The sequence below is a fragment of the Streptomyces sp. CNB091 genome, assembly GCF_000377965.1.
Genome location: NZ_KB898993.1, coordinates 158,787 through 183,491, shown reverse-complemented (window position 1 = coordinate 183,491; position 24,705 = coordinate 158,787). Strand labels below are relative to the sequence as shown.

At 72.6% G+C, this 24,705-nt stretch carries 17 protein-coding genes and 1 pseudogene; 8 read left to right on the top strand and 10 right to left on the bottom strand.

Annotated features, from left to right (window positions below; translation table 11 throughout):
• Window positions 1–81: 81 nt before the first annotated feature.
• Window positions 82–1,179 carry a uroporphyrinogen decarboxylase gene (gene hemE, locus D581_RS0108995; protein WP_018956911.1) on the top strand — a complete coding sequence of 366 codons (1,098 nt, stop codon included), beginning with the start codon at window positions 82–84 and terminating at the stop codon, window positions 1,177–1,179.
• Between the two features lie 39 nt (window positions 1,180–1,218).
• On the opposite strand, the gene D581_RS0108990 is transcribed toward hemE, so the two are convergent.
• The gene (locus D581_RS0108990) at window positions 1,219–2,607 is read right to left on the bottom strand and encodes an FAD-dependent oxidoreductase (RefSeq protein ID WP_026290346.1); all 1,389 of its coding nucleotides are present in this window, start codon (window positions 2,605–2,607) and stop codon (window positions 1,219–1,221) included.
• Window positions 2,608–2,674: 67 nt separating this feature from the next.
• Window positions 2,675–3,670 (bottom strand): DUF4349 domain-containing protein, encoded by a 996-nt coding sequence (locus D581_RS0108985; RefSeq protein WP_018956909.1) that lies wholly within the window; start codon window positions 3,668–3,670, stop codon window positions 2,675–2,677.
• Between the two features lie 126 nt (window positions 3,671–3,796).
• Between D581_RS0108985 and hemG the strand changes: the two genes are divergently transcribed.
• The gene (hemG, locus tag D581_RS0108980; protein ID WP_018956908.1) at window positions 3,797–5,308 is read left to right on the top strand and encodes a protoporphyrinogen oxidase; all 1,512 of its coding nucleotides are present in this window, start codon (window positions 3,797–3,799) and stop codon (window positions 5,306–5,308) included.
• Between the two features lie 4 nt (window positions 5,309–5,312).
• On the top strand, window positions 5,313–6,041 hold the full coding sequence (hemQ, locus tag D581_RS0108975; RefSeq protein WP_026290345.1) for a hydrogen peroxide-dependent heme synthase: 729 nt from the start codon (window positions 5,313–5,315) through the stop codon (window positions 6,039–6,041).
• A 153-nt stretch (window positions 6,042–6,194) separates the two neighbouring features.
• Here hemQ and D581_RS0108970 read toward each other — a convergent pair whose 3' ends face one another.
• The 4 genes from D581_RS0108970 to D581_RS0108955 form a co-directional block, all read right to left on the bottom strand.
• On the bottom strand, window positions 6,195–7,757 hold the full coding sequence (locus tag D581_RS0108970; protein ID WP_018956907.1) for an alpha/beta hydrolase: 1,563 nt from the start codon (window positions 7,755–7,757) through the stop codon (window positions 6,195–6,197).
• A 129-nt stretch (window positions 7,758–7,886) separates the two neighbouring features.
• Complete coding sequence (locus tag D581_RS0108965) at window positions 7,887–8,957, bottom strand: TIGR04222 domain-containing membrane protein (RefSeq protein ID WP_018956906.1); 1,071 nt, start codon at window positions 8,955–8,957, stop codon at window positions 7,887–7,889.
• Window positions 8,954–10,273 carry an MbnB/TglH/ChrH family RiPP precursor modification enzyme gene (locus D581_RS0108960; RefSeq protein WP_018956905.1) on the bottom strand — a complete coding sequence of 440 codons (1,320 nt, stop codon included), beginning with the start codon at window positions 10,271–10,273 and terminating at the stop codon, window positions 8,954–8,956. The genes D581_RS0108965 and D581_RS0108960 overlap by 4 nt, the downstream gene beginning before the upstream one ends.
• 185 nt (window positions 10,274–10,458) lie before the next feature.
• Complete coding sequence (locus D581_RS0108955) at window positions 10,459–11,187, bottom strand: peptidyl-tRNA hydrolase (RefSeq protein WP_018956904.1); 729 nt, start codon at window positions 11,185–11,187, stop codon at window positions 10,459–10,461.
• Between the two features lie 71 nt (window positions 11,188–11,258).
• Between D581_RS0108955 and D581_RS0108950 the strand changes: the two genes are divergently transcribed.
• The 4 genes and pseudogenes from D581_RS0108950 (at window position 11,259) to D581_RS0108935 (ending at window position 13,946) form a co-directional block, all read left to right on the top strand.
• Window positions 11,259–11,933 (top strand): AIM24 family protein, encoded by a 675-nt coding sequence (locus tag D581_RS0108950; RefSeq protein WP_018956903.1) that lies wholly within the window; start codon window positions 11,259–11,261, stop codon window positions 11,931–11,933.
• 2 nt (window positions 11,934–11,935) lie between these two features.
• Window positions 11,936–12,823 (top strand): annotated as a pseudogene (locus D581_RS0108945) (ATP-binding cassette domain-containing protein); the annotation flags it as partial.
• A gap of 242 nt (window positions 12,824–13,065) precedes the next feature.
• Complete coding sequence (locus D581_RS0108940; protein WP_018956901.1) at window positions 13,066–13,734, top strand: hypothetical protein; 669 nt, start codon at window positions 13,066–13,068, stop codon at window positions 13,732–13,734.
• A 14-nt stretch (window positions 13,735–13,748) separates the two neighbouring features.
• The gene (locus D581_RS0108935; protein WP_469225837.1) at window positions 13,749–13,946 is read left to right on the top strand and encodes a hypothetical protein; all 198 of its coding nucleotides are present in this window, start codon (window positions 13,749–13,751) and stop codon (window positions 13,944–13,946) included.
• Window positions 13,947–13,996: 50 nt separating this feature from the next.
• On the opposite strand, the gene D581_RS0108930 is transcribed toward D581_RS0108935, so the two are convergent.
• The 4 genes from D581_RS0108930 to D581_RS0108915 form a co-directional block, all read right to left on the bottom strand.
• Entirely contained in the window at window positions 13,997–15,799 is a 1,803-nt protein-coding gene (locus D581_RS0108930; RefSeq protein WP_018956899.1) for a DUF2201 family putative metallopeptidase, read from the bottom strand.
• The gene (locus tag D581_RS0108925; RefSeq protein ID WP_018956898.1) at window positions 15,796–16,857 is read right to left on the bottom strand and encodes an ATP-binding protein; all 1,062 of its coding nucleotides are present in this window, start codon (window positions 16,855–16,857) and stop codon (window positions 15,796–15,798) included. The genes D581_RS0108930 and D581_RS0108925 overlap by 4 nt, the downstream gene beginning before the upstream one ends.
• A 297-nt stretch (window positions 16,858–17,154) precedes the next feature.
• Window positions 17,155–18,936, bottom strand: a complete 1,782-nt coding sequence (locus D581_RS0108920; protein ID WP_018956897.1) for a ThuA domain-containing protein — start codon at window positions 18,934–18,936, stop codon at window positions 17,155–17,157.
• On the bottom strand, window positions 18,933–21,770 hold the full coding sequence (locus D581_RS0108915) for a PQQ-dependent sugar dehydrogenase (RefSeq protein ID WP_026290344.1): 2,838 nt from the start codon (window positions 21,768–21,770) through the stop codon (window positions 18,933–18,935). Before D581_RS0108915 ends, D581_RS0108920 begins: the two co-directional genes overlap by 4 nt.
• A 500-nt stretch (window positions 21,771–22,270) precedes the next feature.
• Between D581_RS0108915 and D581_RS01000000137030 the strand changes: the two genes are divergently transcribed.
• Entirely contained in the window at window positions 22,271–24,670 is a 2,400-nt protein-coding gene (locus D581_RS01000000137030; RefSeq protein WP_018956895.1) for a ricin-type beta-trefoil lectin domain protein, read from the top strand.
• Window positions 24,671–24,705 lie beyond the last annotated feature (35 nt).

Here is a 24,705-nt window from a genome sequence, read left to right as displayed (position 1 = left end):
TAGGCGGAAGCCGGGCCCCGCGCAGGGAGAGACACCCGTGCGGGGCCGGGCTCCTTCGGCGCGCGTGCGAAGATTCTGTGCGTGAGTGCCAACGACAGCCCTTCGGGCCAGCAGACGACGACCTCCGCCAGCCTCGACGCGGTCCGCCACGCCACCCACGACTCGGCGTTCCTGCGGGCCTGCCGCCGCGAACCCGTCCCGCACACGCCGGTCTGGTTCATGCGCCAGGCGGGGCGCTCGCTGCCCGAGTACCTCAAGGTCCGCGAGGGCATCGCGATGCTCGACTCCTGCATGATGCCGGAGCTGGTCGCCGAGATCACCCTCCAGCCCGTACGCCGCCACAAGGTCGACGCCGCGATCTACTTCAGCGACATCGTCGTGCCCCTGAAGGCCATCGGCATCGACCTCGACATCAAGCCCGGCGTCGGCCCCGTCATCGCCGAGCCCATCCGCACCCGCGCCGACCTGGCCCGGCTGCGCGACCTCACCCCCGAGGACGTCCCGTACGTCACCGAGGCCATCGGGATGCTCACCGCCGAGCTGGGCGCCACCCCGCTCATCGGCTTCGCCGGGGCCCCCTTCACGCTGGCCAGCTACCTCGTCGAGGGCGGCCCCTCGCGCAACCACGAGCGCACCAAGGCCATGATGTACGGCGACCCGCGGCTCTGGGCCGACCTCGTCGACCGGCTCGCCGAGATCACCGGCGCCTTCCTCAAGGTGCAGATCGAGGCCGGCGCCTCCGCCGTCCAGCTCTTCGACTCCTGGGTCGGCGCACTGGCCCCCGCCGACTACCGCCACGCGGTGCTGCCCGCCTCCGCGAAGGTCTTCGACGCCGTCGCCCCCTACGGCGTCCCCCGCATCCACTTCGGCGTCGGCACCGGCGAGCTGCTGGGCCTGATGGGCGAGGCCGGCGCGGACGTCGTCGGCGTCGACTGGCGGGTCCCGCTCAACGAGGCCGCCCGCCGCGTCGGCCCCGGCAAGGCGCTCCAGGGCAACCTCGACCCGGCGGTGCTGTTCGCGCCGACCCCGGCCGTCGAGGAGAAGACCCGCGAGGTGCTGGACGCCGCCGCCGGTCTGGAGGGCCACATCTTCAACCTGGGCCACGGCGTCATGCCGAACATGGACCCGGACGCGCTCACCCGCCTCGTGGGCTACGTCCACGAGCAGACCGCGCGCTGAGCCAACGGTCCCGGGGCCCTGGGCCCCGGGACCCCGCCGTCAGCTCCCCGCGCCCCGCACCGCCGTCACCGTCTTGCGGGCGGCCACCAGCACCGGGTCCCAGACCGGCGAGAACGGCGGGGCGTAGCCGAGGTCGAGCGCCGTCATCTGCTCCACCGTCATCCCGGCCGTCAGCGCCACCGCCGCCACGTCGACCCGCTTCGCCGACCCCTCACGGCCGACGATCTGCACCCCGAGCAGCCGGCCCGTACGGCGCTCCGCGATCATCTTCACCGTCATCGGCCTCGCCCCCGGGTAGTAGCCCGCCCGCTGCGTCGACTCGATGGTCGCCGTGACGTAAGCCAGCCCGACCGCGCGGGCGTCCTTCTCCCGCAGCCCGGTCCGGGCGATCTCCAGGTCGCAGACCTTGCTCACCGCCGTACCGACCACGCCCGGGAACGTGCCGTAGCCGCCCCCGACGTTGGAACCGATCACCTGGCCGTGCTTGTTGGCGTGCGTGCCCAGCGCGATGTGCCGGGTCCGGCCCGCCACCAGGTCCAGGACCTCCACGCAGTCGCCGCCCGCCCAGACGTCCTCGTGGCCCACCACCCGCATCGACAGATCCGTCAGCAGCCCGCCGTGCGGGCCCACCGGCAGCCCGGCTTCGCGCGCCAGCGCCGTCTCCGGCTCCACGCCGATGCCGAGCACAACCACGTCCGCCGGATAGCTTCCCGCGTCCGTCGCCACCTCGCGCACCCGGCCGTCCGGACCGGTGAGGATCCCGGTCACGGCGGCCCCGTTGACCGTGGTGATGCCCAGCCCGTCCATCGCATCGTGGACGAGCCGCCCCATGTCCGGGTCGAGCGTCGCCATCGGCTGCTCGCCCCGGTTGAGGACGGTCACCTCGAAGCCCCGCTTGAGCATCGCCTCGGCCATCTCGACGCCGATGTACCCCGCGCCCACCACGACCGCCCGGCGGCTCTCCCGCGCGTCCAGGGCGTCCAGCGAGTCCAGGAGCGCCTGCCCGTCGTCCAGGGTCTGCACCCCGTGCACGCCGGGCGCGTCCATACCGGGCAGCGCCGGGCGCACCGGACGGGCCCCGGTGGCGATCACCAGCTTGTCGTAGCCCGTCCAGTACGTCTTCCCGCTCTCCCGGTCCAGCGCCTTCACCCGCCGTCCGGGCGCGTCGATTTCCGTCACCTCGGTCCGCATCCGCAGATCGATGTCCCGCTCCCGGTGCTCCTCGGCGGTGCGGGCGATCAGGTCGTCGCGCGCCGCGACGTCGCCGCTCACCCAGTACGGGATGCCGCACGCGGAGTACGACGTGAAGTGGCCGCGCTCGAAGGCGACGATCTCCAGCGCGTCCGCCGCCTTCAGCCTGCGGGCCTGTGACGCGGCGGACATGCCCGCCGCGTCACCGCCGATGACCACCAGTCGCTCCGCTGCCATGCCGGGTCCCCTTTCGCCGATGCGCCCTCTCGGCGCATCACCACGTCGGAGCCCCACGCTACGGCGGTCAGGGAGCCGGAGCGCCCTCCGGCTCCTGCCGGGGCGCCGCCGGGGCCCCGCGGGCCGCCCGCCGGGCCCGCAGCACCCGCCACCCCACCAGCGCCAGAGCGGCGGTGAGCAGGAACGGGAACGCGGCCCCGAACGCCACCGCGATCCACCGCAGCACCGTCACGAACGCGTCCCAGCCGCCGCCCAGCGCGTCCAGGAACCCGGTGTCCTCCTCCCGCCCGTCGTCGTCCGGGGCGTCCGGCGGCGTCAGGTCCAGGGTGATCGTCGCCAGCGAGGTGCGGTCCTTCAGGCCCGACCGCTGGGCCAGCAGCGACTCCAGGTCCGACTGACGGCTGCTCAGCTCGCCCTCCAGGGCGACCACGTCGCTGATCTTCTCCGCCCGGTCCATCAGCTCCCGCACCCGCGCCACGCTCGCGCGCTGCGTGGCGATCCGGCTGTCCACGTCGACCACCTGGTCGGTGACGTCCTTCGCCTCCGAGGTGCGCGACAGCAGCTTCCCGGAACCGGCCAGCTCCCGCAGCACCTCCTGGTACCGGTCCTGCGGCACCCGCAGCACCAGGTGCGAGGTCTCGCGGGCGTCGTCGAGCCGCTCGGTCTCCTCCGTCGCGACGAGGCCCCCCGCGCCCTCGGCCGCACCGCGCGCGGCGGCGACCGCCCTCGCCACGTTCTTCACCTCGACGGAGAGTGTGGCCGTACGGATGACATGGGTGGCCGCCGCCCCCGGCTTCGGCGCCGCCTTCGACCCGGCCGGTTTCGCGTCCGCCCGCTCCTCGGCCGAGGAGGCGGCCCCGTCGGCGGCCCCATCCGCGTCCGCGCCGGCCCCCGCCCGCTCCCCGGACGGCGCGTACTTGCCGTCCGCCGCCTTCTCGCCGCTGCCCGACGCGTCGCCCGACGCCCCGCAGCCGCCGACGGCGAGCAGGAGGCCGAGCACCCCGGCGGCGAGCGCGGCCCGCGCACGGGCCGAGGACCGATCGGCTCCGCTGATCCATTCCATAACGGGTCCCCCCAGGACGGTGGTTGATGGTGCCGGTTCGACGCGGCCGCCCCGGGACCGGTTGCCGGTGGGCGGTTTCGAAGTGGTCACGGTCAGGACGCGGTACGGGTTTGAGAGAGTGGACCCATGCAGCGTTCTCAACAGCGTGCGGAAACGCCCCCGGGCCACGTCGTCGTCGTCGGCGGCGGCATCGCCGGCCTGGCGGCCGCCCACCACCTGGTCTCCACCGGACTGCGGGTCACCCTCCTGGAGGCGACGGACCGGCTCGGCGGGAAGCTCATGACCGGCGAGGTCGCGGGCGTCCAGGTCGACCTGGGGGCCGAGTCGATGCTCGCCCGGCGACCCGAGGCGGTCGCCCTGGCCCGCGAGGTGGGCCTCGCCGCCCGGGTCCAGCCGCCCGCCACCGCCTCCGCCTCGCTGTGGACGCGCGACGCGCTGCGCCCCATGCCCCACGGGCACGTCATGGGCGTCCCCGGCGACCCGGCGGTGCTCGGCGAGGTGCTGTCCCCCGAGGGCCTGGCCCGGATCGCCGAGGAGCGCGACCTGACCCCGACCCCCGTCGGCGACGACGTCGCGGTCGGCGCGTACGTCGCCGACCGGCTCGGCCGCGAGGTCGTGGACCGGCTGGTGGAGCCCCTCCTCGGCGGGGTCTACGCAGGCGACGCCTACCGGATCTCGATGCGCGCCGCAGTCCCTCAGCTCTTCGAGGCGGTGAAGGAGGGCGGGCCGCTGCTGGAGGGCGTACGCCGTATCCAGGAGCGGGCCGCCGCCCGGCAGCAGACCGGCCCCGTCTTCCAGGGCGTCGAGGGCGGCATCGGGACCCTCCCGGCCGCCGTCGCCGACGCCGTACGGGCCGGTGGCGGCGAGATCCTCGACCGGACCCCCGTCCTCGGCCTGACCCGTACGGAATCGGGGTGGGCGGTCCGCACCGACGCCAGGACGATCGCCGCCGACGGCATCGTCCTGGCCACCCCCGCCTGGTCCGCCGGCACGCTGCTGGCCGCCGAGTCCCCGGCCGCGTCCGCCGAGCTGTCCGGCGTCGAATACGCCTCGATGGCCCTGGTCACGCTGGCCTTCCGGCGGGCCGACATCGAGCGGTACGAAGCCCTGCGCGGCCGTTCCGGCTTTCTCGTACCGCCGGTCGACGGGCACACGATCAAGGCGTCCACGTTCTCCAGCAACAAGTGGCAGTGGGTCGCGGACAGCGCCCCCGACCTGTTCGTGCTCCGTACCTCCGTCGGCCGGTACGGCGAGGAGGACCATCTGCACCGCGAGGACGAGGAGCTCGTCGCCGTCTCCCTGCGCGACCTCGCCGCCGCCACCGGCCTCACCGCCCGCCCCGTGGACACCGAGGTCACCCGCTGGATCGGCGGCCTGCCGCAGTACCCGGTCGGCCACCTCGCCCGGGTCGCCCGGATCCGCGACGAGGTCGCCAAGCTCCCCGCGCTGCGGGTCTGCGGCGCGGTCTACGACGGGGTCGGCATCCCCGCCTGCATCGCGAGCGCGCGCCGGGCGGCCGACGAGATCGCGGGGGAGATCACGGGGAAGATCACGGGAGAGACGACGGCAGGGACGACGGGAGAGATCATCGCCACGTCGACCCTGGTTCGGGGCACGGGGAGCGAGGCGGGACAATAGCCGTATGAGTGCCCCTGAGACTGTGACATCAAGCAAGAGTCCGAACGCCGGCAAGAAGGCCAAGGACCTCAACGAGGTCATCCGCTACACCCTGTGGTCGGTCTTCAAACTGCGCGACGTGCTCCCGCTGGACCGCGCGGGATACGCCGACGAGGTCCAGGAGCTGTTCGACCAGCTCGCGGCCAAGGACATCACCGTCCGCGGCACCTACGACGTGTCCGGGCTGCGGGCCGACGCCGACCTCATGATCTGGTGGCACGCCGAGACCTCGGACGAGCTCCAGGAGGCGTACAACCTCTTCAGGCGCACCAAGCTCGGCCGTGCCCTCGACCCGGTCTGGTCGAACATGGCGCTGCACCGCCCGGCCGAGTTCAACAAGTCCCACGTCCCGGCGTTCCTCGCCGACGAGACGCCGCGCGACTACATCAGCGTCTACCCCTTCGTCCGGTCCTACGACTGGTACCTGCTGCCCGACGAGGACCGCCGCCGCATGCTCGCGGACCACGGCAAGATGGCCCGGGGCTACCCGGACGTCCGCGCCAACACCGTCGCCTCGTTCTCGCTGGGCGACTACGAGTGGGTCCTCGCCTTCGAGGCGGACGAGCTGTACCGCATCGTCGACCTGATGCGTCACCTGCGCGCCTCCGAGGCACGTCTCCACGTGCGCGAGGAGGTCCCGTTCTACACGGGCCGCAGGAAGAGCGTCGCAGACCTGGTGGCCGGGCTCGCATAACCAGCGAGTCCCGCACCACCCCAACCCGGAAGATCAGAAGGGCGGGCACCGGGCACTGATCGTGCCGTCCGCTCCTCCAGCGACACCGGGTTCGGCTTCGGGGGCCGTCGCACCGTCCTGGTGCGGCGGCCCCCGCTCCGTACGCGCTCGACGTCAGTCCAGCGACACCGGGTTCGGCTCCGGGTGCGCGGCGCAGTCCGCGCCCCGCCCCGGCACCTCACCGGTCAGCAGATACCGGCGCAGATGGTCGTCCACGCAGGTGTTCCCGGCCCCGCCGATGCCGTGCGTCCCGGCGTCCCGCTCGGTCACCAGCGACGACCCGGGCAGCCGCTTCCGCAGCTCCAGCGCCCCCTGGTACGGGGTCGCCGCGTCCCGCTCCGCCGCCAGGATCAGCACCGGCGGCAGCTCGCCCCACCGGGTCCCGACCTCCAGCGGCCGCTGCCGGGGCGCGGGCCAGAAGGCGCACGGCAGGTTCGCGAAGGCGTTGTCCCAGGTCTCGAACGGCGCGACGCGCGCCAGCTCCGTGTGGTCGCGGTCCCACACCTCGAAGTCTTCGGGCCAAGGGGCGTCGTTGCACTCGACGGCCGTGTACACCGCCTGCGCGTTCTCGCTGTCCGCGGCCGCCACCGCCCGCGGGGAGGCCTGCGCGACCAGCGGCTCCGGGTTGCCCCGGACGTACTCGGAGAGCGCCGTCGCCCGCATCGCCCAGTAGTCGTCGTAGTAACCGGCCCCCAGGAACGCCGAATGCAGCTGCCCCGGCCCGACCTTCCCGCCCGCGGGCTTCTCCGCCAGCTCGGCGCGCACCTCGTCGTAGTGCCGCTGCACCGACTCGGGCGTGTCCCCCAGGTGGTACACGTCGTCGTGCTTGGCCACCCAGCGGCGGAAGTCCTCCCAGCGCGCCTCGAAGGCCAGCGACTGGCCCATGTTGGAGCGGTACCAGATCTGCTCCGGGTCCGGGTCGACCACCGAGTCGAAGACCATCCGCCGCACGTGCGAGGGGAACAGCGTCGCGTACAGCGCGCCGAAGTACGTCCCGTAGGACGCCCCCATGAACGTCAGCCGCTCCTCGCCGAGCGCGGCCCGCAGAACGTCCAGGTCACGGGCGTTGTTGATCGACGTGTAGTGCCGCAGCGTCTCGCCCGCGTGGCTCGCGCAGCCCTGCGCGTACGCCTTCGCCCGGGCGACGCGCCGCTCCTTGTACTCCCGCGTCGGGTGCGTCGGCGCGTCGGTCGGGCCCTTCGTGTACGCCGCCGGGTCCTGGCAGGTCAGCGGGGCGGAGGAACCGTTCACCCCGCGCGGGGCGTAGCCGACCAGGTCGTACGCCTCGGCGATCTCCTTCCACTCCGGCAGCTCCCCGGCCATCGGGAAGGTGATGCTGGAGGCGCCGGGGCCGCCCGGGTTGTAGACGAACGCGCCCTGCCGGGCGTCGGCCGGGCCGGTGGCACCGGTGCGGCTGACGGTCAGTTCGAGCTGTTTCCCGTCCGGTTCGGCGTAGTCGAGGGGAACCTTCACCGTGCCGCACTTCAGGGAGTCCGGGAGCATCTCCTTCTCCGGGCAGGAGACGAAATCGATCCCGGCGGCCGTGGCGCGGGCGGCGGCGATCGCGGTGCCCCGGCCCTCGGCGGAGCCCCGGCTCTCCCAGGCCCCGGCGGGAGCGGCGGCCAGGGCGGACAGGACCAGGGAGCCGATCGATGTGTACAGCGCAGCAGTTCTCACGCGCGGTGCCTCTCTGCGGATGCGGAGAGGGATGGTCGGGCGGGCGGGACGGTGAAGTCCAGCACCGCCCGAGCATGTCCGGAACCATGACTCCGATGGGCGGTCAGCTGCCGGGGCGGCGGGCCCGGTTCAGGAACCGCCGCCCCCGCCGCAGCTCGACCCGCCCGAGCTTCCGCCGCAACTGGAACCTCCCGAGCTGGAGCCGCCGCCGCAGCTCGATCCGCCGCTGCCTCCGCACCCGGACCCCGAGGAGCAGCTGGAGCCGCCTCCACAGCTCGATCCGGAGCCGCCCCCGCTGGAACCCCCGCAGCTGGATCCGCCGGGACTGGCGGCGGCGCACCAGACCGCCGCCACCGCGAAGTCCGACGCCCCTGCCGTACCCCCCGCGTACCCGGGCGCTCCGCTCCCCGCGAGGCCGGAACGCGACCGCCTCGCCGACGCGGTCAGGCGGCTTGCCGCGACCAGTTGCTCCCAGAGCGCCCGGTCCGGGAGCGCGCGCAGCCCCCGTGTGGCGACCAGGTGGGCCGGGGTCTCCGGGTGGACCCGGGCCGCCCGGCATGCCTGGGCGGCCCGGCGGCCCGCTCGGGTGATCCGGTTGGCCGCGGCCGAGGCGATGACGAGTCCGCTGATCCCGCCGAGCAGGATCGCGGGCAGAACCTTCAGGACGAACGGGACCGGCATGCTCAGGCTCACGTCCGTCGTCACGTACTGGAGGGCGGTGAGGACGATCGACAGCGGGAGTGCGACGAAGCAGCTCACTCCCTGGACCAGTCCCCACCGTCGTACGGGGCGGCCCTCGCCGGGCGGAACCAGCAGGCCCCGCTGCGCCAGCCCGTCGCCGATCTCCTGCACGGCCGGGTGGCGCATCACCGCGTCCCGCACCAGGTGCAGGGCGCCGCTCGGAGCGGTGGACAGCTCCTGGAACACCGCGCGTTCCACCGGGTCGTTCGCCTGCGCATAACGTACGGAGATGATGCCGGGGCCGCCGATGAGCACCCGGCCGTCCGTGTGCAGGGCGGTGAGCGCGGTGTCCGCGACCCCGGCCGGACCGCCGGTCAGGAAGGCCGCCTCGTAGACGTCGTGGACGGCGGGGAAACGGCCGGCCGACGGGATGCGGGACCGGGAGACGGCCGATTTCGTGATGAGGAGCACGGTGGAGACGACGACCGCGAAGGTCACCAGCAGCGCGAGCACGTTCACGGCGTCCCCTTCCTCACAAGGGCGGCACGGGCCGCCCGGACCAGACGGGTGGTACGTCGCGGCGGCCGGGCGCCCGACCGGTCCTGCCACCAGTACGTGAGCCGGCGCCGCGCCACCGGATCGGCAGGGCCGCCCGCGATGAGCACGTGCTCCGCGAAGTCCAGGGCGTCGCGCCGGTATCCGCCGGACATCGGGCGGCCCCCGGCGTACGCGAGGAACGCGGCGCGGTAGCCGTCGCCGAGGATCTCCGGCAGTTCGGGGGCCACCTTGGCGACGACGTCCGCGCGCTTGGCGGCCAGCGCCCGGCTCTGCACCCGCACCCGCCGGCGGTCGAAGCCCTCGGGCGCCGGCGTCCCCGCCACCAGCGCGGAGAGCAGCGCGGTCTGCGCGACGGCGGTACGGTCGCGGGTCCCGGCCGGCACGGGGGCGTGGGGCCCCCGGCCCCCGTCGCCGCCCCCGTCCCGGGTCGCGGGACGCGGCGGCTCCACCGGGGGAGCGGCGTCCCGCAGCGTCGCCCGGATCGCGTCCAGCTCGCCCGCCAGCTCCGCGGTCGGCGGGAAGGCGTCGTCGCGCTCCAGCAGCACGCCCGGCGGGTCGACCCGGGAGCGGAGCTCGGCCAGTACCTCCAGGACCGGAGCGGTCACCGGGTGGGCGTGCGTGTCGTGCCACACGCCGTTCCTCTCGACCCCGCCCGCCACATGGACGTACGCGATGGTCTCCACCGGCAGTTCGTCCAGCGCCTTCGCCGGATCCTGGCCGAGGTTGACGTGATTGGTATGCAGGTTGGCCACGTCGATCAGCAGCCGCACCCCGGTCCGCTCGACCAGCTCCGCCAGGAACTGCCCCTCGGTCAGCTCCTCATCCGGCCAGGTGATCAGCGCCGCGATGTTCTCCAGAGCCAGCGGCACCGGCAGCGAGTCCTGCGCGATCCGCACGTTCTCGCACAGCACGTCCAGCGCGTCCCAGGTGCGCGGCACCGGCAGCAGATGCCCGGCCTCCAGCCTCGGCGACGCGGTCAGCGGCCCCCCGGCCCGCACGAACGCGATGTGCTCGGTCACCAGCGGCGTCCCCAGCAGCTCGGCGCGCGCCGCGAGGGAGGCGAGACGCGCCGGGTCCGGGCGGTCGGCGCCGCCGAGCCCGAGCGCCACCCCGTGCGGTACGACCCGCACCCCGCGCTCCCGGAGCCGTAGGAGGGAGTCCGGGAGATGGCCGGCGCAGAGGTTCTCCGCGACGGCCTCGACCCAGTCGATCCCCGCCAGCGCCTCCACCTCGTCCGCGATCTCCGGCCGCCAGCCGATGCCGATACCCAGTTCCATGACGTGTCCCCCGTCCCCCCGGCTCACCTCGTTCTGTTCAGGGGTCATGGCCCCGTCACGCGGCGATGAACCCGACCAGGGAGACGTTCAGAGCTGGATTTGAGGTTCCCGGACCGCCGTCCTCGTCAGGGCATCGGCATCATCGTGGGCGGCACCGGGAGATACGGAGACGGAACGAGGAATGTTCAGCGGCGCAGCGCCGGGTGGTCGGCGACCACCGTGCAGGACCCCGGGGCGATCTCGGTGAACCCCGCGTCGCGCACCACCGGCAGCCCGCTCACCGTCAGCTCCCGCCAGCGCTCCGCACCGGGGATGGCGACGGAGAGCGGGAAGCCGGCCTCGCGCCACGCCTTGCGCTCGGTGTCGGACAGCTCCCACCAGGCAAGCTGGGCCGCGTGTCCCGCCTGCGCCATCGTCTTGCCCGCCGACATGTCCAGCTCCGGGTTGAGCCACAGCACCGGGCCGGAGAGATCGGGCGCGGCGGGCGGCCCGGGGTCCTCCAGATCGGTGCCCGACACCTGGAGCTTGGCCAGCTCCTTGGGCCAGCCGTCCAGCGGGATCGGCGGGAACACCCGTACCTCCGCGCCGTCCTCACCCGTCACCGTGATGCCGTCCAGCGCCGCGGCCTTGCGCCACTCCGCGCCGCGCGCCCGCCGCACGACCTTGCGGATCCGGGCGTCCTGCCAGTCCCGCATCGCCCCGGACCACTCGCCTTCGCCCAGCGACCGCTCGTCGGAGAGGATCGTCAGCACCGCACGGGCGGCGCTGCGCAGCGCGTCGGTGCGGGCGGGCGGGTCCGTCTTCTCCAGGTGGAGCACCAGCGGCAGCACGAACTGCCGCGGCTGGTCGCGGTCGGTCGGACCGTCGTGGAACGGACTCTCGGAGGCGGGGGCAGGGATGTCATCGCTGGTCACCGTCCCAGTCTGCCAGGCCGGACCCGTCACCTGCTTGGCGGAACGACCGGGTCCGGGTGAGGATGCTCCGCATGAAGAGCGATCTCTTTTCCAGCGACCACATGGCCCAGCCGGCCACCGCCCCCGGTATGACCCTGCAGAACACGAAATCGATCAAGTACGCCGTCAACGGGGAGATGCACGCCCGGCAGGGCTCGATGATCGCCTTCCGCGGCAACCTCCAGTTCGAGCGCAAGGGCCAGGGCATCGGCGGCATGCTCAAGCGCGCGGTGACGGGCGAGGGCCTGGCGCTCATGGCCGTCCGGGGTCAGGGCGAGGCATGGTTCGCGCACGAGGCGGCGAACTGCTTCATCGTCGAGCTGGACCAGGGCGACGCCATCACCATCAACGGCCGCAACGTCCTCTGTTTCGACCCCACGCTCTCCTACGAGATCAGCACCGTGAAGGGCGCCGGAATGGTCGGCGGCGGCCTCTTCAACAGCGTGTTCACGGGCTACGGCAAGCTCGGCCTGATGTGCGAGGGCACCCCGATCGTGATCCCTGTGACCGGCGCCCAGCCGGTGTACGTGGACACGGACGCGGTCGTCGGCTGGAGCCAGCAGCTCACGACCAGCCTGAACCGCTCGCAGAGCGTCGGCTCGATGGTGCGCGGCGGATCCGGCGAGGCCGTCCAGTTGATGCTCCAGGGCGAGGGCTTCGTCATCGTGCGGCCGAGCGAGGCCCGGCCGGAGAAGACCTCCAACTGACCGTGGAACTCAAGGGTGTGGGCCACCGGTACGGTCTCCGCGGCGCTTGGGTGCTGCGCGGGGTCGATCTCACGCTGCCCGAGCGGACGCTGATCCGGGTCGAAGGGGGCAACGGCGTGGGGAAGTCGACCCTGCTGCGGCTGCTCGCCGGGGTCGACGCTCCCGCCGAGGGGCGGATCACCGGCCGCCGGACCCGCACGGCGTACGTCCCCGAGCGCTTCCCGGCGGCGCTGCCCCTGACCGCCACCGGCTACCTCGTCCACCTCGGCCGGATCCACGGGCTGCGGAGCGCCGAGGCGAGGCGGCGGGCGGGGGAGTGGCTGACCCGGTTCGGGGCGGCGGACCACGCCCGTACCCCGCTCGCCGAACTCTCCAAGGGCACCAGCCAGAAGGTCGCGGTCGCCCAGGCGCTGCTCGCCGAACCGGATCTGCTGGTCCTGGACGAGGCCTGGACCGGACTCGACACCTCCGCCCGCGGCGAACTGGACCGCGCCGTTGCCGAACGCGTCGCGGCGGGCGCCACCGTCGTCTTCGTCGACCACGACCCGCGACGCCTCGCCGGGGCGGCGGACCTCACCCTGCGGACCGAGGGCGGCGGGGTCCACCGGGCGACGGCCCCGACGCCGACGGGCCCCGTAGCCGGCCCCGCCCCCGGCCCCCGCGTCCTGGTCGAGGCCGAGGGCCCGCCCGGCGCACCGCTGCCCGTGGCGCTGCCGGGAGACCCGGTCCGGGAGCGGGCGAACGGCGCGGCCCCCGGCCTGGTACGCCTCACCGTCCCCACGCCGTACTCCGACGCGCTCCTGGCGGCGCTGCTCACGGCCCGTCCGCCCTGGCACATCCGGCGGGTCGCCCCGGCGGAGGCGCCCGCCCCGGCGGAGGCGCCTGGGCCAACGGGGGCGCCCGGGCCGGGCGCGGCAACCGGGCCGGCCGAAGCCGAGGCGTCCGGGCAGGCCTACCCCCAGGCGTCCGCGCAGGCCTCCGCCGAGGCGTCCGGGCAGGTGTCCGGGCAGGCGTCCGCCGAGGCCTACCCCCAGGCGTCCGGGCAGGCGTCCGCCGAGGCCTACCCCCAGGCGTCCAGGCCGGCTTCCGTACAGACCAGGACCTCCGAGGCCCCCGAGGTGTCCGAAGCGCCATGACCGCCCTCCTCCGCTACCAGGCCGCCCTGCTCGCCCGTTCCCAGCGCTGGCTGGCGCCCCTCCTGCTGTACGCGGCCGTCCTCGCCGTCGGCGTGCGGAGCGGGCAGCCCGTGCTGGGCTCGCTCGGCGTCGCGGCCGCCGCCGTGCTGCCCGTCACCGCGTGGGCCGTACACCTCTGCGTGACCCAGGAGCCGCTCGCCGCCCGGACGGTGGCCTCGGCCGCCGCGGGGCCCCGGCGGGTCCACCTGGCCGCGCTGCTCACCGCCGCGGGCTGTGCGGCGGCTCTCGCCGTGGTGGCCACCGCCGTCGTCCTGCTCATCAGCGACCCGGTCACCGACGACGGGGCACGCGCCGTCTCCCGGCCGGCCGCCGCGCTCGCCGGACTGCTCGCCGTCCTGTGCTGCGTGCTGCTGGGCGCGGCCGTGGGGGCGGTGAGCACCCGTCCGGTGCCGCTCCGCCGGGGCTGGTCCGTCGCGGCGGCCGTGCTCGGGTCGCTCCTCGCCCTCGTGACCGCCGGATCCCCGGCGCGCCACGCGGTCACCGCCCTGGTCACGGGGTCGCGGACCGGGACGGTCCAGCCGCCCGTCCTGCCCCTGCTCGGGGCGGTGGTCCTCGCCGCGGCGGTGGCGTTCCTCGTCTGCCGGACCGCCGCCCGGCGCGGGTGAGTAGGCTCGTGGGCGTGGACACCGATGACACGTACTGCGAGACCCCGGGGCCGATCGCACCGGCCCCGCCGGGCGGTGGAGCCGAAGGCCCTCCGTACGCCGAGTGCGTGCTGTGCCGCGAGCCGACCGAGTACCCGGAGTCGACGAAGGGCGCCACGCTGTGCCCGGTCTGCGCCTGGCAGGAGGCGGGCCGCACGGCCTGCTCCGGCTGAGCCTCGGCGAGCCCGTGCGCGGCCCCGCCGTTCCGTGCGTCCGGAACGGCTCAGCGCACCCGGAAGACCGGTCCGCGCGGGGTGAACGGCAGCCCGGCGCCCTCCGGGATCAGGTAGGCGTGCTCGCGGCGGACCCGCAGCACGTCGCACCAGCCGTCGGTGATCACCAGGACCGGGGCCGTCGGCGGGAAGTCGTCGGCCCGTTGCAGCAGGTCGACGCCGGGTTGCAGGACCGTGCCGCCGCGCCCCCGCACCCGTACCCGCCCGGCGATCTCCGTCGGCGCCAGGTATCCGGCGTCGTAGGCGGCGGCGTCGCAGAACACCACGCGGGCGGCCGGTACGTCGCGGGCCTCGGCGTACGAGGCGATCGCCCCCAGCGCCTTGGCGAGCAGGGGGCCGGACATCGAGCCCGAGGTGTCCAGGACGACGCCGAAGGTGCAGCGGGCGACCTCCTCGGGCGGGAAGAAGCGGCCCGCGCGCGGGATGTCGGGGGTCGAGGCCTGGCGTCGGGCGGGCCGGGAGTAGCTGCGTACCGGCTCGGGGCGGGGCACGAACTCGTCGAACCAGCGGGCCAGTCGGGCGTCCCACGGCACGGGCGGGTGGGCGAGCGCACGGATCTCCTGGACCAGTCCGGCCGGCAGCAGGCCGCGCTGTCGGTCGGTGTGCAGCTGGTGGCCCTGGACGAGGGCGCGCCGGTAGAAGGCGTCGAGGTCGACGGGGTCGGCGGTCCGGCCCGGCAGGGGCTCGCCCAGGATGTCCCCGACGCCCTTGCCGCGCAGGGTGGCGAGGCGTCGGCCGCGCCGCAGCCCGGTGGCGATCCGGTCGTACACCTCCTCGGCAGACAGCCCCTTCAACTCCGGTTCGTACAGCAGCCCTTCGGGCATCGCGCCGACGTCCATCTCGACGAGCCAGCCGTTGATGACGTAGTCGGCGGCGACGTTGAAGAGATAGTGGTCGCGGGCGCCGCGCCGTTCGCTGTGACGCAGGGCGGCGTGCAGCATCTCGTGGGCGAGGATGAACCGCCACTCCTCGTCCGTGAACCGCTTGAGCGGATTGACGTAGATCTCGCCGGCGGCGGCGTCCACGGCGGCCACGGAGATGTCGTGCGTGCGGGCGAGTTCGGCGTCGGCGACGACGGTCAGTCCGGCCGCGAGGCCGCCGAGCAGCGGGTAGGACGAGACGAACCAGTTGAGGGCGCGGTCCCAGGGGCGCTGGGCGACGCGCTCACCGGTGAGCCGGTCCCTGCGGCCGCCCGCGACGTCCATCGCGGCGGAGACCGTACGGGTCAGGGCGTAGGCGAAGGCGAGCTGCCGGTCGGGCAGGGTGGTGTCCTGGCGCGGCCACTGGACCAGCAGTTGGTCGGGTTCGCCGTCCGCGGTGCCGCACCGTTCGTAGGCGGCCGGGACGCCGGTCCTGCGCCAGCGGGCGGCGAGCTGATCCTCGTCGCCGTCGGGGTAGCTCTCGGGGAGGTGGTCGGGGGCGGTGCCGATGGGAAAGGTGGCGAGGAAGCGGTTGACGACGGTGCAGCGGGCGGCGAGGGCGAAGCGGTCGGGCTGCTCGCGGAGCTCCTTGGCCGCGGGGAGGTGGCCGAAGCCGAGGTGGAGGAGGGCGTGGGCGAGCGCCCAGGCCCACTCGCCCGGTTCGGCCCGGCGGGTGGGGTGGACGTGCACCCGCCCGTTGGAGTCCGCGCGGACGAGTCCCTGGCCGGGGGCGTCGGCGTTGCCCTTGGCGCGGACGAAGTCGGCGTCGACGGCGGCGAGGGCGGGGTTGCGGCGCACCAGTTCGGCGCCGGCGGCGAAGGCCTCGGCGGCCGGGTCGGGGCGGGCCGCGCCCTGCTTGCGGGAGCGGCTCAACGCCGGGCCTCGACCAGCCGGGGCATGTCGCGGGCGGCCTCCACCAGGAACCAGGCGGGCAGCACCGGGTTGCCGTCGGCGTCCTCGGCGATGACGGTCTGGGCGACCTCGACGGATATCTCGGCGAGCTGCACGAGCAGCGACTTGGCGCGGTAGGAGGTCTCGCGCACGGCGGCCGAGGCGTGCTCGCGCTGGGCCGGGAGCTCTTTGACGAGCCGTCCCCGGAACGCTTCGGCGAGGTAGTAGAGCAGGTCGCGGTCCTCGGTGCGGCGAGGCCAGGAGGCGTCTCCCTTGATGATCGCCTCGATGCCGTAGGTATGCCGCACGATCTTGGCGTAGCCGCAGAAGGAGACGGCGTGGGCGGGGGTCAGCGTCCCGTGGGCCACGATCTTCAGCGTCTCCTCGTCCAGCGCCGGCCCGAAGGAGTGCAGCGCGTCGGAGAGCATGTGCCAGGAGCGGGGCGTGGAGAACGGCTCCTCGGTCTTGGGCGGCTGCGACCACAGGTGGTCGGGCCGGTCGGCGACGTAGTCCACCACCCAGGGATGAATGCCGTTCTCGCCCGCCCACACCAGCCAGTCGGTGGCGGAGGCACGCAGGTGGACGTGGGTGAGGCGGTTGACGAGCGCGGAGGCGATGGGGCGGGCCAGGGCGTTGTCGGTGGCACGGTTGCCGGCGCCGATCACGATCGAGCCTTCCGGAAGCTCGTAGCTGCCGATCCGGCGGTCGAGGATGAGCGAGTAGAAGGCCTTCTGCACGTCCGGGGTCGCGGCGTTCAGCTCGTCGAGGAAGAGGCAGTACGGCTCGTCGCGGGCGATGGCCTCCGGCGGGCAGAAGACAGAGCGGCCGTCACGGATCTGCGGCACGCCGATCAGGTCCTCGGGGGCGAGCTGCGTGCCCAGCAGGCTGACGCACTCCAGGCCCAGGGATTCGGCGAACTTCCGCACCAGGGAGGACTTCCCGATGCCGGGGGCGCCCCAGAGGAACACCGGGCGGACGGTGGCGAGGCCCAGAAGGAGGTCCGGGATCTGGGTGGGGCTGACGGTTACTGCGGCCTGCAAGCGGTCGGCTCCTTGGAGGGGGAATGTCCTGTCCTGTTCGCCCAACGTAGGGGGCTGACAAGGGCAGGCGCACCTGGATTTCCCCTGCTTGTGCCGCTGTGCCGCTGTGCCGCTGTGCTGCTACGTCGCGGGTTGGCTCGCGGGGACGGCGGCGGGGAACTCCGCCTCGACGAGCGTGAGCGCACGGCGGCCGGGCGCTTCGGCGTGGCGCCCGGCCGCCGTCACCGGCCCGCTCTCGCGGCCGGTTTCGCCGGCGCCGCCCTCTCAAAGCGGTGCCGGCGAAGTCAACAGGGTCGCTCAGCCGGGGAGCGCCCACTTCTGGTTGGCGCCGGTGTGGCAGCTCCACAGGTGGAGCTTGGTGCCGTCGGCAGAGGAGACACCGGACGCGTCCAGGCACTTGCCCGACTGCGGGTTCCTCAGCGTGCCGTCGGCCTGCGGCACCCATTTCTGGGCACCGGTGCTGTTGCAGCCGTAGAGCTGCACCTTGGTGCCGTCGGCCGTGCCGCTGCCGCTGATGTCCATGCACTTGCCCAGCGCGCGCAGTGTGTCGTCCGAGGCGACCGTCCACTTCTGGGCGGCGCTCTGGTTGCACGTCCACAACTGGATCTGCGTGCCGTCCGAGCTCGACCCGTTGGCGACGTCGACGCATTTGCCGCCGATGCCGGTGATGGCGCCCTCCCGGGGCCCGGTCGCGCCGCCCAGCTCCTTGATCCGGATGTTGCGGAAGGACACGTCGTCGCCGTCACCGTGGTTCTGCAGGCCGATGTGGCCCTGCTGGAGGCTGCGGGCGGGGTCGGTGTTGGTGAAGTCGTTGATCTTGCGGCCGTTGAGGAAGAGCTGGAGGCGCTCGCCCTCGACCCGGATCTCGTACGTGTTCCACTCTCCCGGCGGGTTCAGGGCCGCGTCGCGGGCGGCGAGGTCGGCGGACTTGTAGCCGTAGACGGCGCCGGTGGTGCGGTCCGGAGCGTCCGTGGCGTCGATCTGTATCTCGTACCCGTTGTCGACGGCCGACCACGGGTCGTCGGAGGCGGGGAAGCCCACGAAGACGCCGGAGTTGTCGTCACCGGCCTGGCGCCAGTCGAGCTTCAGCGAGTAGGACTCGTACTCCTTGGCCTGGTACCAGAACAGGCCGAGGCCGCCCCGGGAGGTCAGGGTGTTGTCGGCGTTGGCGAAGGAGCCCGGACCGGCCTGCTTCCAGCCAGTCGTTCCGGAGGTGCCGAACAGGGCGGTGTAGCCGGTCTCCGGGCGGCAGTCGGCCTCCGTCATCTCAGCCGCCCAGCGGATGCCGCCGAGCAGATGGCGGCGGAAGACGGGGCCGGCGTAGGAGTCCTCGGTGTGGCCGCCGCCGGTGTAGAAGGCGCGCCCTCCCTCGTGCTCCTTGCACCAGGAGATGGGATGGTCGCCGCCCATGGTGCCGCCGCTGTACGTGGACTCGTCGAGCGAGGCCAGGACGTGGGCCGAACCGCGGGGGTTGGTGCGGTAGTCGTACCACTCGTCGGTCCGCTGCCAGGTGGGGCCGAGGTGCGCGGTGGCGTCGTGGGCGCGGTCCTCCACCTTGACGGTGGCCGGCTGGATGTGCGGGTGGGACTTGAACAGGGCGCCGGCCAGGCCGTTGTACCAGGTCCAGTCGTACTCCGTGTCGGCCGCCGCGTGGATGCCGACGTAGCCGCCGCCGGCGCCGATGTATCCCTCGAAGGCGGTCTGCTGGGCGGTGTTGAGGACGTCGCCGGTGGTGGAGAGGAAGACGACGGCCTCGTAACCGCTGAGGTTGCCGGGGGTGAAGGCGGCGGCGTCCTCGGTCGCTGTGACGGTGAAGTTGTTGGCGGCGCCCAGCTGGCGCAGGGCGGTGATGCCTTCGTCGATGGAGGAGTGGCGGAATCCGGCGGTCTTGGAGAAGACCAGCACGTCATACGCCGGGTCGGCGGCGGCGGCGACCGTGCGGGCAGGGTCGGTCGCCGCCGCGCGGTCGGGGGCGGTCGGGCCCGGTTCGGAGGCCGTGGAGACCGCCGTGGGCAGGGCTGCGGCGCCGAGCAGGCCGCAGGCGGCCCAGCAGGCGAGGCGGGTGAGTCGTCGGCTCATGACAGCGTCCACTTCTGGTTGGCGCCGGTGTGGCAGGTCCACAGGTGCAGCTTGGTCCCGTCCGCCGAGGAGGCTCCGGAGGCGTCCAGGCACTTGCCGGACATCGGGTTCTTCAACGTTCCGTCGGCCTGAGCCGCCCACTTCTGGGCGCCCGTACCGTTGCACCCGTACAGCTGGGTCCTGGTGCCGTCGGCCGTACCCGCGCCGCTGATGTCCAGGCACTTTCCGAGCGCCCGCAGTGTGTCGTCCGTGCCGGCCGCCCATTTCTGGGCGGCTGTCCGGTTGCACGTCCACAACTGGATCGGCGTCCCGTCGGCGCTCGCTCCGCCGGCGGCCTCCGCGCACTTGCCGCCGATTCCCTTGAGCTCACCGCCGGGTGCGGTGGCCCCGCTGGTGGTGAAGGTGAGGTCGTCGAGGTCGAAGAGGGAGCCGCTGCCGCCCTTGAAGACGAGGTACAGGGTGGTGGTGGCGGCCGGGCGGTCGGTCAGGTCCGCGCTGACGTCCCGGAAGGTGTCCCAGCCTCCGGTGACGGGAACCGCGGCCGAGCCGAGCAGGGTGCCGGTGGGCGAGCCGGCCCGTACCTCCAGGGTGCCTCCCGCACCGCCGGAGGAGACCCGGGCGGTCACCTTGGTGGCGTTGCCGAGGAGGTACGGGGTGAAGGAGATCCAGTCGTCGTTGTCGATGTAGCCGACGGTCTTGCCGCCGTTGGCCGTGGCCTTGTCGACGATCTGGACGCCGGCGGAGCCGCTGAAGTGCTCGGCCTGACGCTTGCTGCCCTGAGTGATGTTCTGGTCGTGCGTGTTCAGGGCGGGCTGGCCGCCTGCTCCCTTGTCGGTGTACTCGGCGTCCCAGACGCCGAAGATGTTCGCGTTGGGGTCGTGTTCGCCGTCGGCGATGGTCTGTACGGTGCCGGAGCAGCCGGTGGCGGAGGTCTGCGGGTGACCGTGGCTGTCGTGGCCGATGATGAAGGTGACCTTCACCTTGGAGCAGTCGATCGTGCCGTCCTCGGGGTCGGTGACGGTGACGGTGAAGGGTACGGCGGCGCCCGGGTCGATGATGGAGCCGTCGGCGGGCAGGTTGAGGGTGACGGTGGGCGCGGTGTTGCCGACGGTGATGATGACGGAGGCGGTGGCGGTGGCGCCGGTGCCGTCGGCGACGGTCAGTTCGGCGGTGTAGCGGCCGTTGGCGGTGTAGGTGTGTGAGGGGTTCGCGGCCGTGGACGTGCCCCCGTCACCGAACTTCCAGGCGTAGGTGAGCGGGTCGCCGTCGGGGTCGGAGGTCCCGGCCGAGGAGAACGCCACCGTGAGCGGGGCCTGTCCGGAGGTGCGGTTCGCGGTGGCCTTGGCGAGCGGGGCGCGGCCGTCGGTGACGTACTCGATCCGGTAGACCGCGCTGTTGGCGTCTCCGTTGAAGTAGCCGGTGCCGTAGTCGAGGACGTACAACGCGCCGTCCGGGCCGAAGGTCATGTCCATGACCTGGGTGCCCTGCCAGGGGAACGCGTTGATCGACTGTACGGTGCCGTCGCCGGACTGCTCGATCCGTTTGATCCACTTACGGCCGAACTCGCCGGCGAAGAAGTCGCCGTCGAAGCTCTGCGGGAACTTGACCGTGGAGGTCGAGGCCGCGTCGTAGCGGTAGACGGGCCCGCCCATCGGTGACTCCGAGCCGCCGCCGAACTCGGGGACGGAACCCCCGTCGTACGGTATCCAGGCGGGCTGGGCCGGGGGGAGGTCGGTCAGGCCGGTGTTGTTCGGCGACGTGTTCCTGGGGGCGGCGCAGGAGAAGGCGGCGCCCGACGTCGAGTTGGCGAAGTTGTAGTCCACGTAGGGGCTGTTGTCGCCGGTGCAGTAGGGCCAGCCGTAGTTGCCGGCCTTGGTGATCCGGTTGAACTCGACCTGCCCGGCGGGTCCGCGCCCCGCGTTCGCCGTGCCCGCGTCGGGGCCGTAGTCGCCGAGGTAGACGGTGCCGGTGGGCTTGTCGACGCTCATCCGGAAGGGGTTGCGGAACCCCATGGCGTAGATCTCCGGTCTGGTCTTCGCGGTGCCGGGCGCGAAGAGGTTGCCGGACGGGATGGTGTAGCTCCCGTCAGCGCCCACCTTGATCCGCAGCACCTTGCCGCGCAGGTCGTTGGTGTTGCCGGAGGAGCGCTGGGCGTCGTACGCGGGGTTGCGGCCGGCGCGCTCGTCGATGGGGGTGTAGCCGTCGGACGCGAAGGGGTTGCTGTCGTCGCCGGTGGAGAGGTACAGGTTGCCCTGGGCGTCGAAATCGATGTCACCGCCGACGTGGCAGCACAGTCCGCGGCTCGCGGGGACGTCGAGGACCTTCTTCTCGCTGGCGATGTCGAGTGAGCCGTCGGCTCCGAGGACGAAACGCGACAGCCGGTTGACGCCGTCGAAGGGGGCGAAGTCCGCCGCGGACCCGTTCGCGGGCGCGTCGCCGGAGGGGGTCGTCAGCTTCGGCGCGTAGTAGAGGTAGACGAAGCGGTTCGTGGTGAAGCCCGGGTCCACGCCGACGCCTTGCAGGCCCTCTTCGTCGTGCGAGTAGACGTCCAGCTTTCCGGCGACCTTGGTGGCGCCTGCCGCGTCGGTGAGGCGGAGGGTGCCGTCCCGTGACGTGTGCAGCACGGACCTGTCGGGCAGGACGGCGAGCGTCATGGGCTCGCCGGTCTCCGCCACCCCCTTGGCGAGGGTGACTTGTTGGAACTCGTCGGCCGCGGCGGCCGCCGCGAGTGCGGGTGTCGCGTCGGCGGGCCTCTGCTGGGCGGTGAGAGCGCCCGCGGCGGCGAGCAAGGTGCAGGCCAGTGCCGCGAGAGGTCGAATGAGTCTCCTGTGCACGCGCATCCTCCGTGTGCTGACGGGGTGGGGTCTGGAGCACAGGCGCACGCCATCGCGCCGAGGGGCTTGGGGGACCCCGGAGGGAGGGCGTTCCGCCCTTGTCGTTCGGTACAGGGCAGGAAGCTATTCGCTTTTTCACGCAGCAGAAACCCCTTTGACGCAGATGGCCGTAACTTTTTCCAGCAGAGGGACAAAGCGGCTCTCGGTCCCAAGTCGACTTGATAAAGGCAGAGTTGACAGACGTTCATGGAATCTTCCGAGAGCTTTGTACGCGCTCATGACAAAGTATGGACGTGCCCGACGGAAGTCCCTACTGTGTGCGACGCGGCGGTGGGACGGCGGTACGCGCCCCATGCGTCGCTGCCCGCAGCTCCGCAGCTCCGCAGCTCCATATCTCCGCATCTCTCCGTACCCGGAACGACGGCGCGCTCCGGCGGCGGTGGATTCCGCACTTTGCCCCATTTGCGCTCCCCGGCCTCGGGGGGCCTACAGGAGGTCACGTGTATCCACGGCTGTTCTCCCACCGACTCGGCAGACGTCTGGCCGTAACGCTCACCGTCCCGTTACTGGCCCTTGGCCTGTCCCTCCCCGCAGACGCGGCCGCCCCGGAGGCCGCACCTCTTCCCCCGCAGGAACCCGGTGTCACGCTCCGCGTCTTCGACGTGCGGACATCGCTGAAGGAGATCTGCACCCTCAAGCCCGGGCAGACCCCGAACATCGACAAGAAGATGTCGGTGATCGACTGGACCTCCGACGCGGACTTCGGGCTCGCGTCCAACTTCGTCACGCAGGTCACCGGGAACCTCGACGTCGCCGCGGCCGGCAGCCACACCTTCCGCCTGACCAGCGACGACGGCTCCCGCCTCTACGTCGATGACGAGCTGGTCATCGACCACGACGGACTGCACGGCTCCGACCTGCCCAAGGACGGCACGGTCTCGCTGACGGCCGGCGTTCACTCCCTGCGCATCGAGCACTTCGAGGCCGGTGGCGGCCAGCAGATCACGCTCGCCTGGAAGCCTCCGGGCGCCACCGGCTTCAGCCTCGTACCGAACTCGGTGCTGAGCACCGACGCCGACGTCGTACGCGTCACGTCGCCGGGCCGCAAGGAGTGCGAAGGCGTCCTCGACACGCCCGGTGACGGACTGCCCCTGACCGGGGTCCACCCGAACTACACCCTGACGAACCTGAGGCCGGCCGGCTTCGAACCGCAGGTCTCCGCCATGGACTGGCTGCCCGACGGCCGCCTCGCGGTGACCACCTGGGGCGGCACGGACAACAGCACGGGCGAGGTGTACCTGCTGAGCAACGTCACCGGGGCCACCGGTCCCGACAAGGTGACGTACAAGAAGATCGCGAGCGGCCTCAAGGAGCCGATGGGCGTCAAGTACGTGGACGGCAAGCTCTATGTCTCCCAGAAACACGAACTGACCGAACTGAACGACACCAACGGCGACGACGTCACCGACCAGTACAAACGGATCGCCACCTGGCCGTTCGGCAACAACTTCCACGAGTTCGCCTTCGGCCTGCTGTACAAGGAAGGGTTCTTCTATCTGAACCTGTCGGTGTCGATCAACTACGGCGGGGCCACCACGGACCCGCAACCGGCACCGAACCGCGGCACCACGATCAAGGTGAACAAGGCGAGCGGAGAGGTCAGTTACGTCGCCGGTGGCCTGCGCACCCCCAACGGCATCGGGTGGGGCCCGGACGGCGACATGTTCGTCACCGACAACCAGGGCGGCTGGCTGCCCTCGTCGAAGTTGGTGCACATCAAGCAGGACCGCTTCTTCAACCACTACACGAACCCGGACGGGCCCTTCGACTCCCGGCCGGTGACCAAGCCGGTGCTGTGGCTCCCGCAGAACGAGATAGCCAACTCGCCCAGCACACCTCTCCAGTTGAAGGACGGCCCCTTCGCCGGCCAGATGCTGTTCGGTGACGTGACCTACGGTGGCATCCAGCGCGGGTTCCTGGAGAAGGTCGGCGGGGAGTACCAGGGGGCGGTCTTCCGCCTCACGCAAGGACTGGAAGCCGGTGTCACCCGGATCAGCGTCGGCCCGGACGGCGCCCTCTACGCGGGCGGGCTGGGTGCGGGCGGCAACTGGGGCCAGGAGGGCAAGCTCAGCCACGGTCTGCAGAAGCTGACGCCGAACGGCACCGACGCCTTCGACATCCGCGCCATGCGCGCCGTCCCGGGCGGTTTCGAGCTGGAGTACACCCAGCCGGTGTCGACGGAGACCGCGGCCGACCTCGCCGGACGCTACAAGATCAAGCAGTGGCGCTACGTGCCGACCGCGGCGTACGGCGGCCCCAAGGTCGACGAGGAGAGCCTCACCGCCCAGTCGGCCACCCTCTCCGCCGACCGCAAGACGGTCACGCTGACGGTCCCCGGGCTCAAGGCCGACCGAGTCGTCCACGTGCGCTCGGCCCGACCCTTCAGCGCGACGGACGGCGAACAGCTCTGGAGCACCGAAGCCTGGTACACGATGAACCAGCTGCCCGGAGCGGCCTCCCGGACCGGCGAGGTGAAGGGGGTCAACGGCAAGTGCCTGGACGTGGACAACAGCGGCACCGCCGACGGCACGGAGATCCAGCTGTGGACCTGCAACGGCACCGCCGCCCAGAAGTGGACGGTCTCCGGTGACGGAACCGTGCGCGCCCTGGCCAAATGCCTGGACATCGACAACGCGGGCACTGCCGACGGCACGAGGGTGCAGCTCTACGGCTGCAACGGCAGCGCGGCCCAGACCTGGCAGCACCAGGCCGACGGCACGCTACGCAACCCGCGGTCCGGCAAGTGCCTCGACGCGTCCGGAGGCACCTGGAACGACGGCACACCGGTCCACCTGTGGGCCTGCCACACCGGCCCCAACCAGAAGTGGGCCCTGCCGTAGCACAGCGGACCGACGCGACAAACGGTGAGACGTGA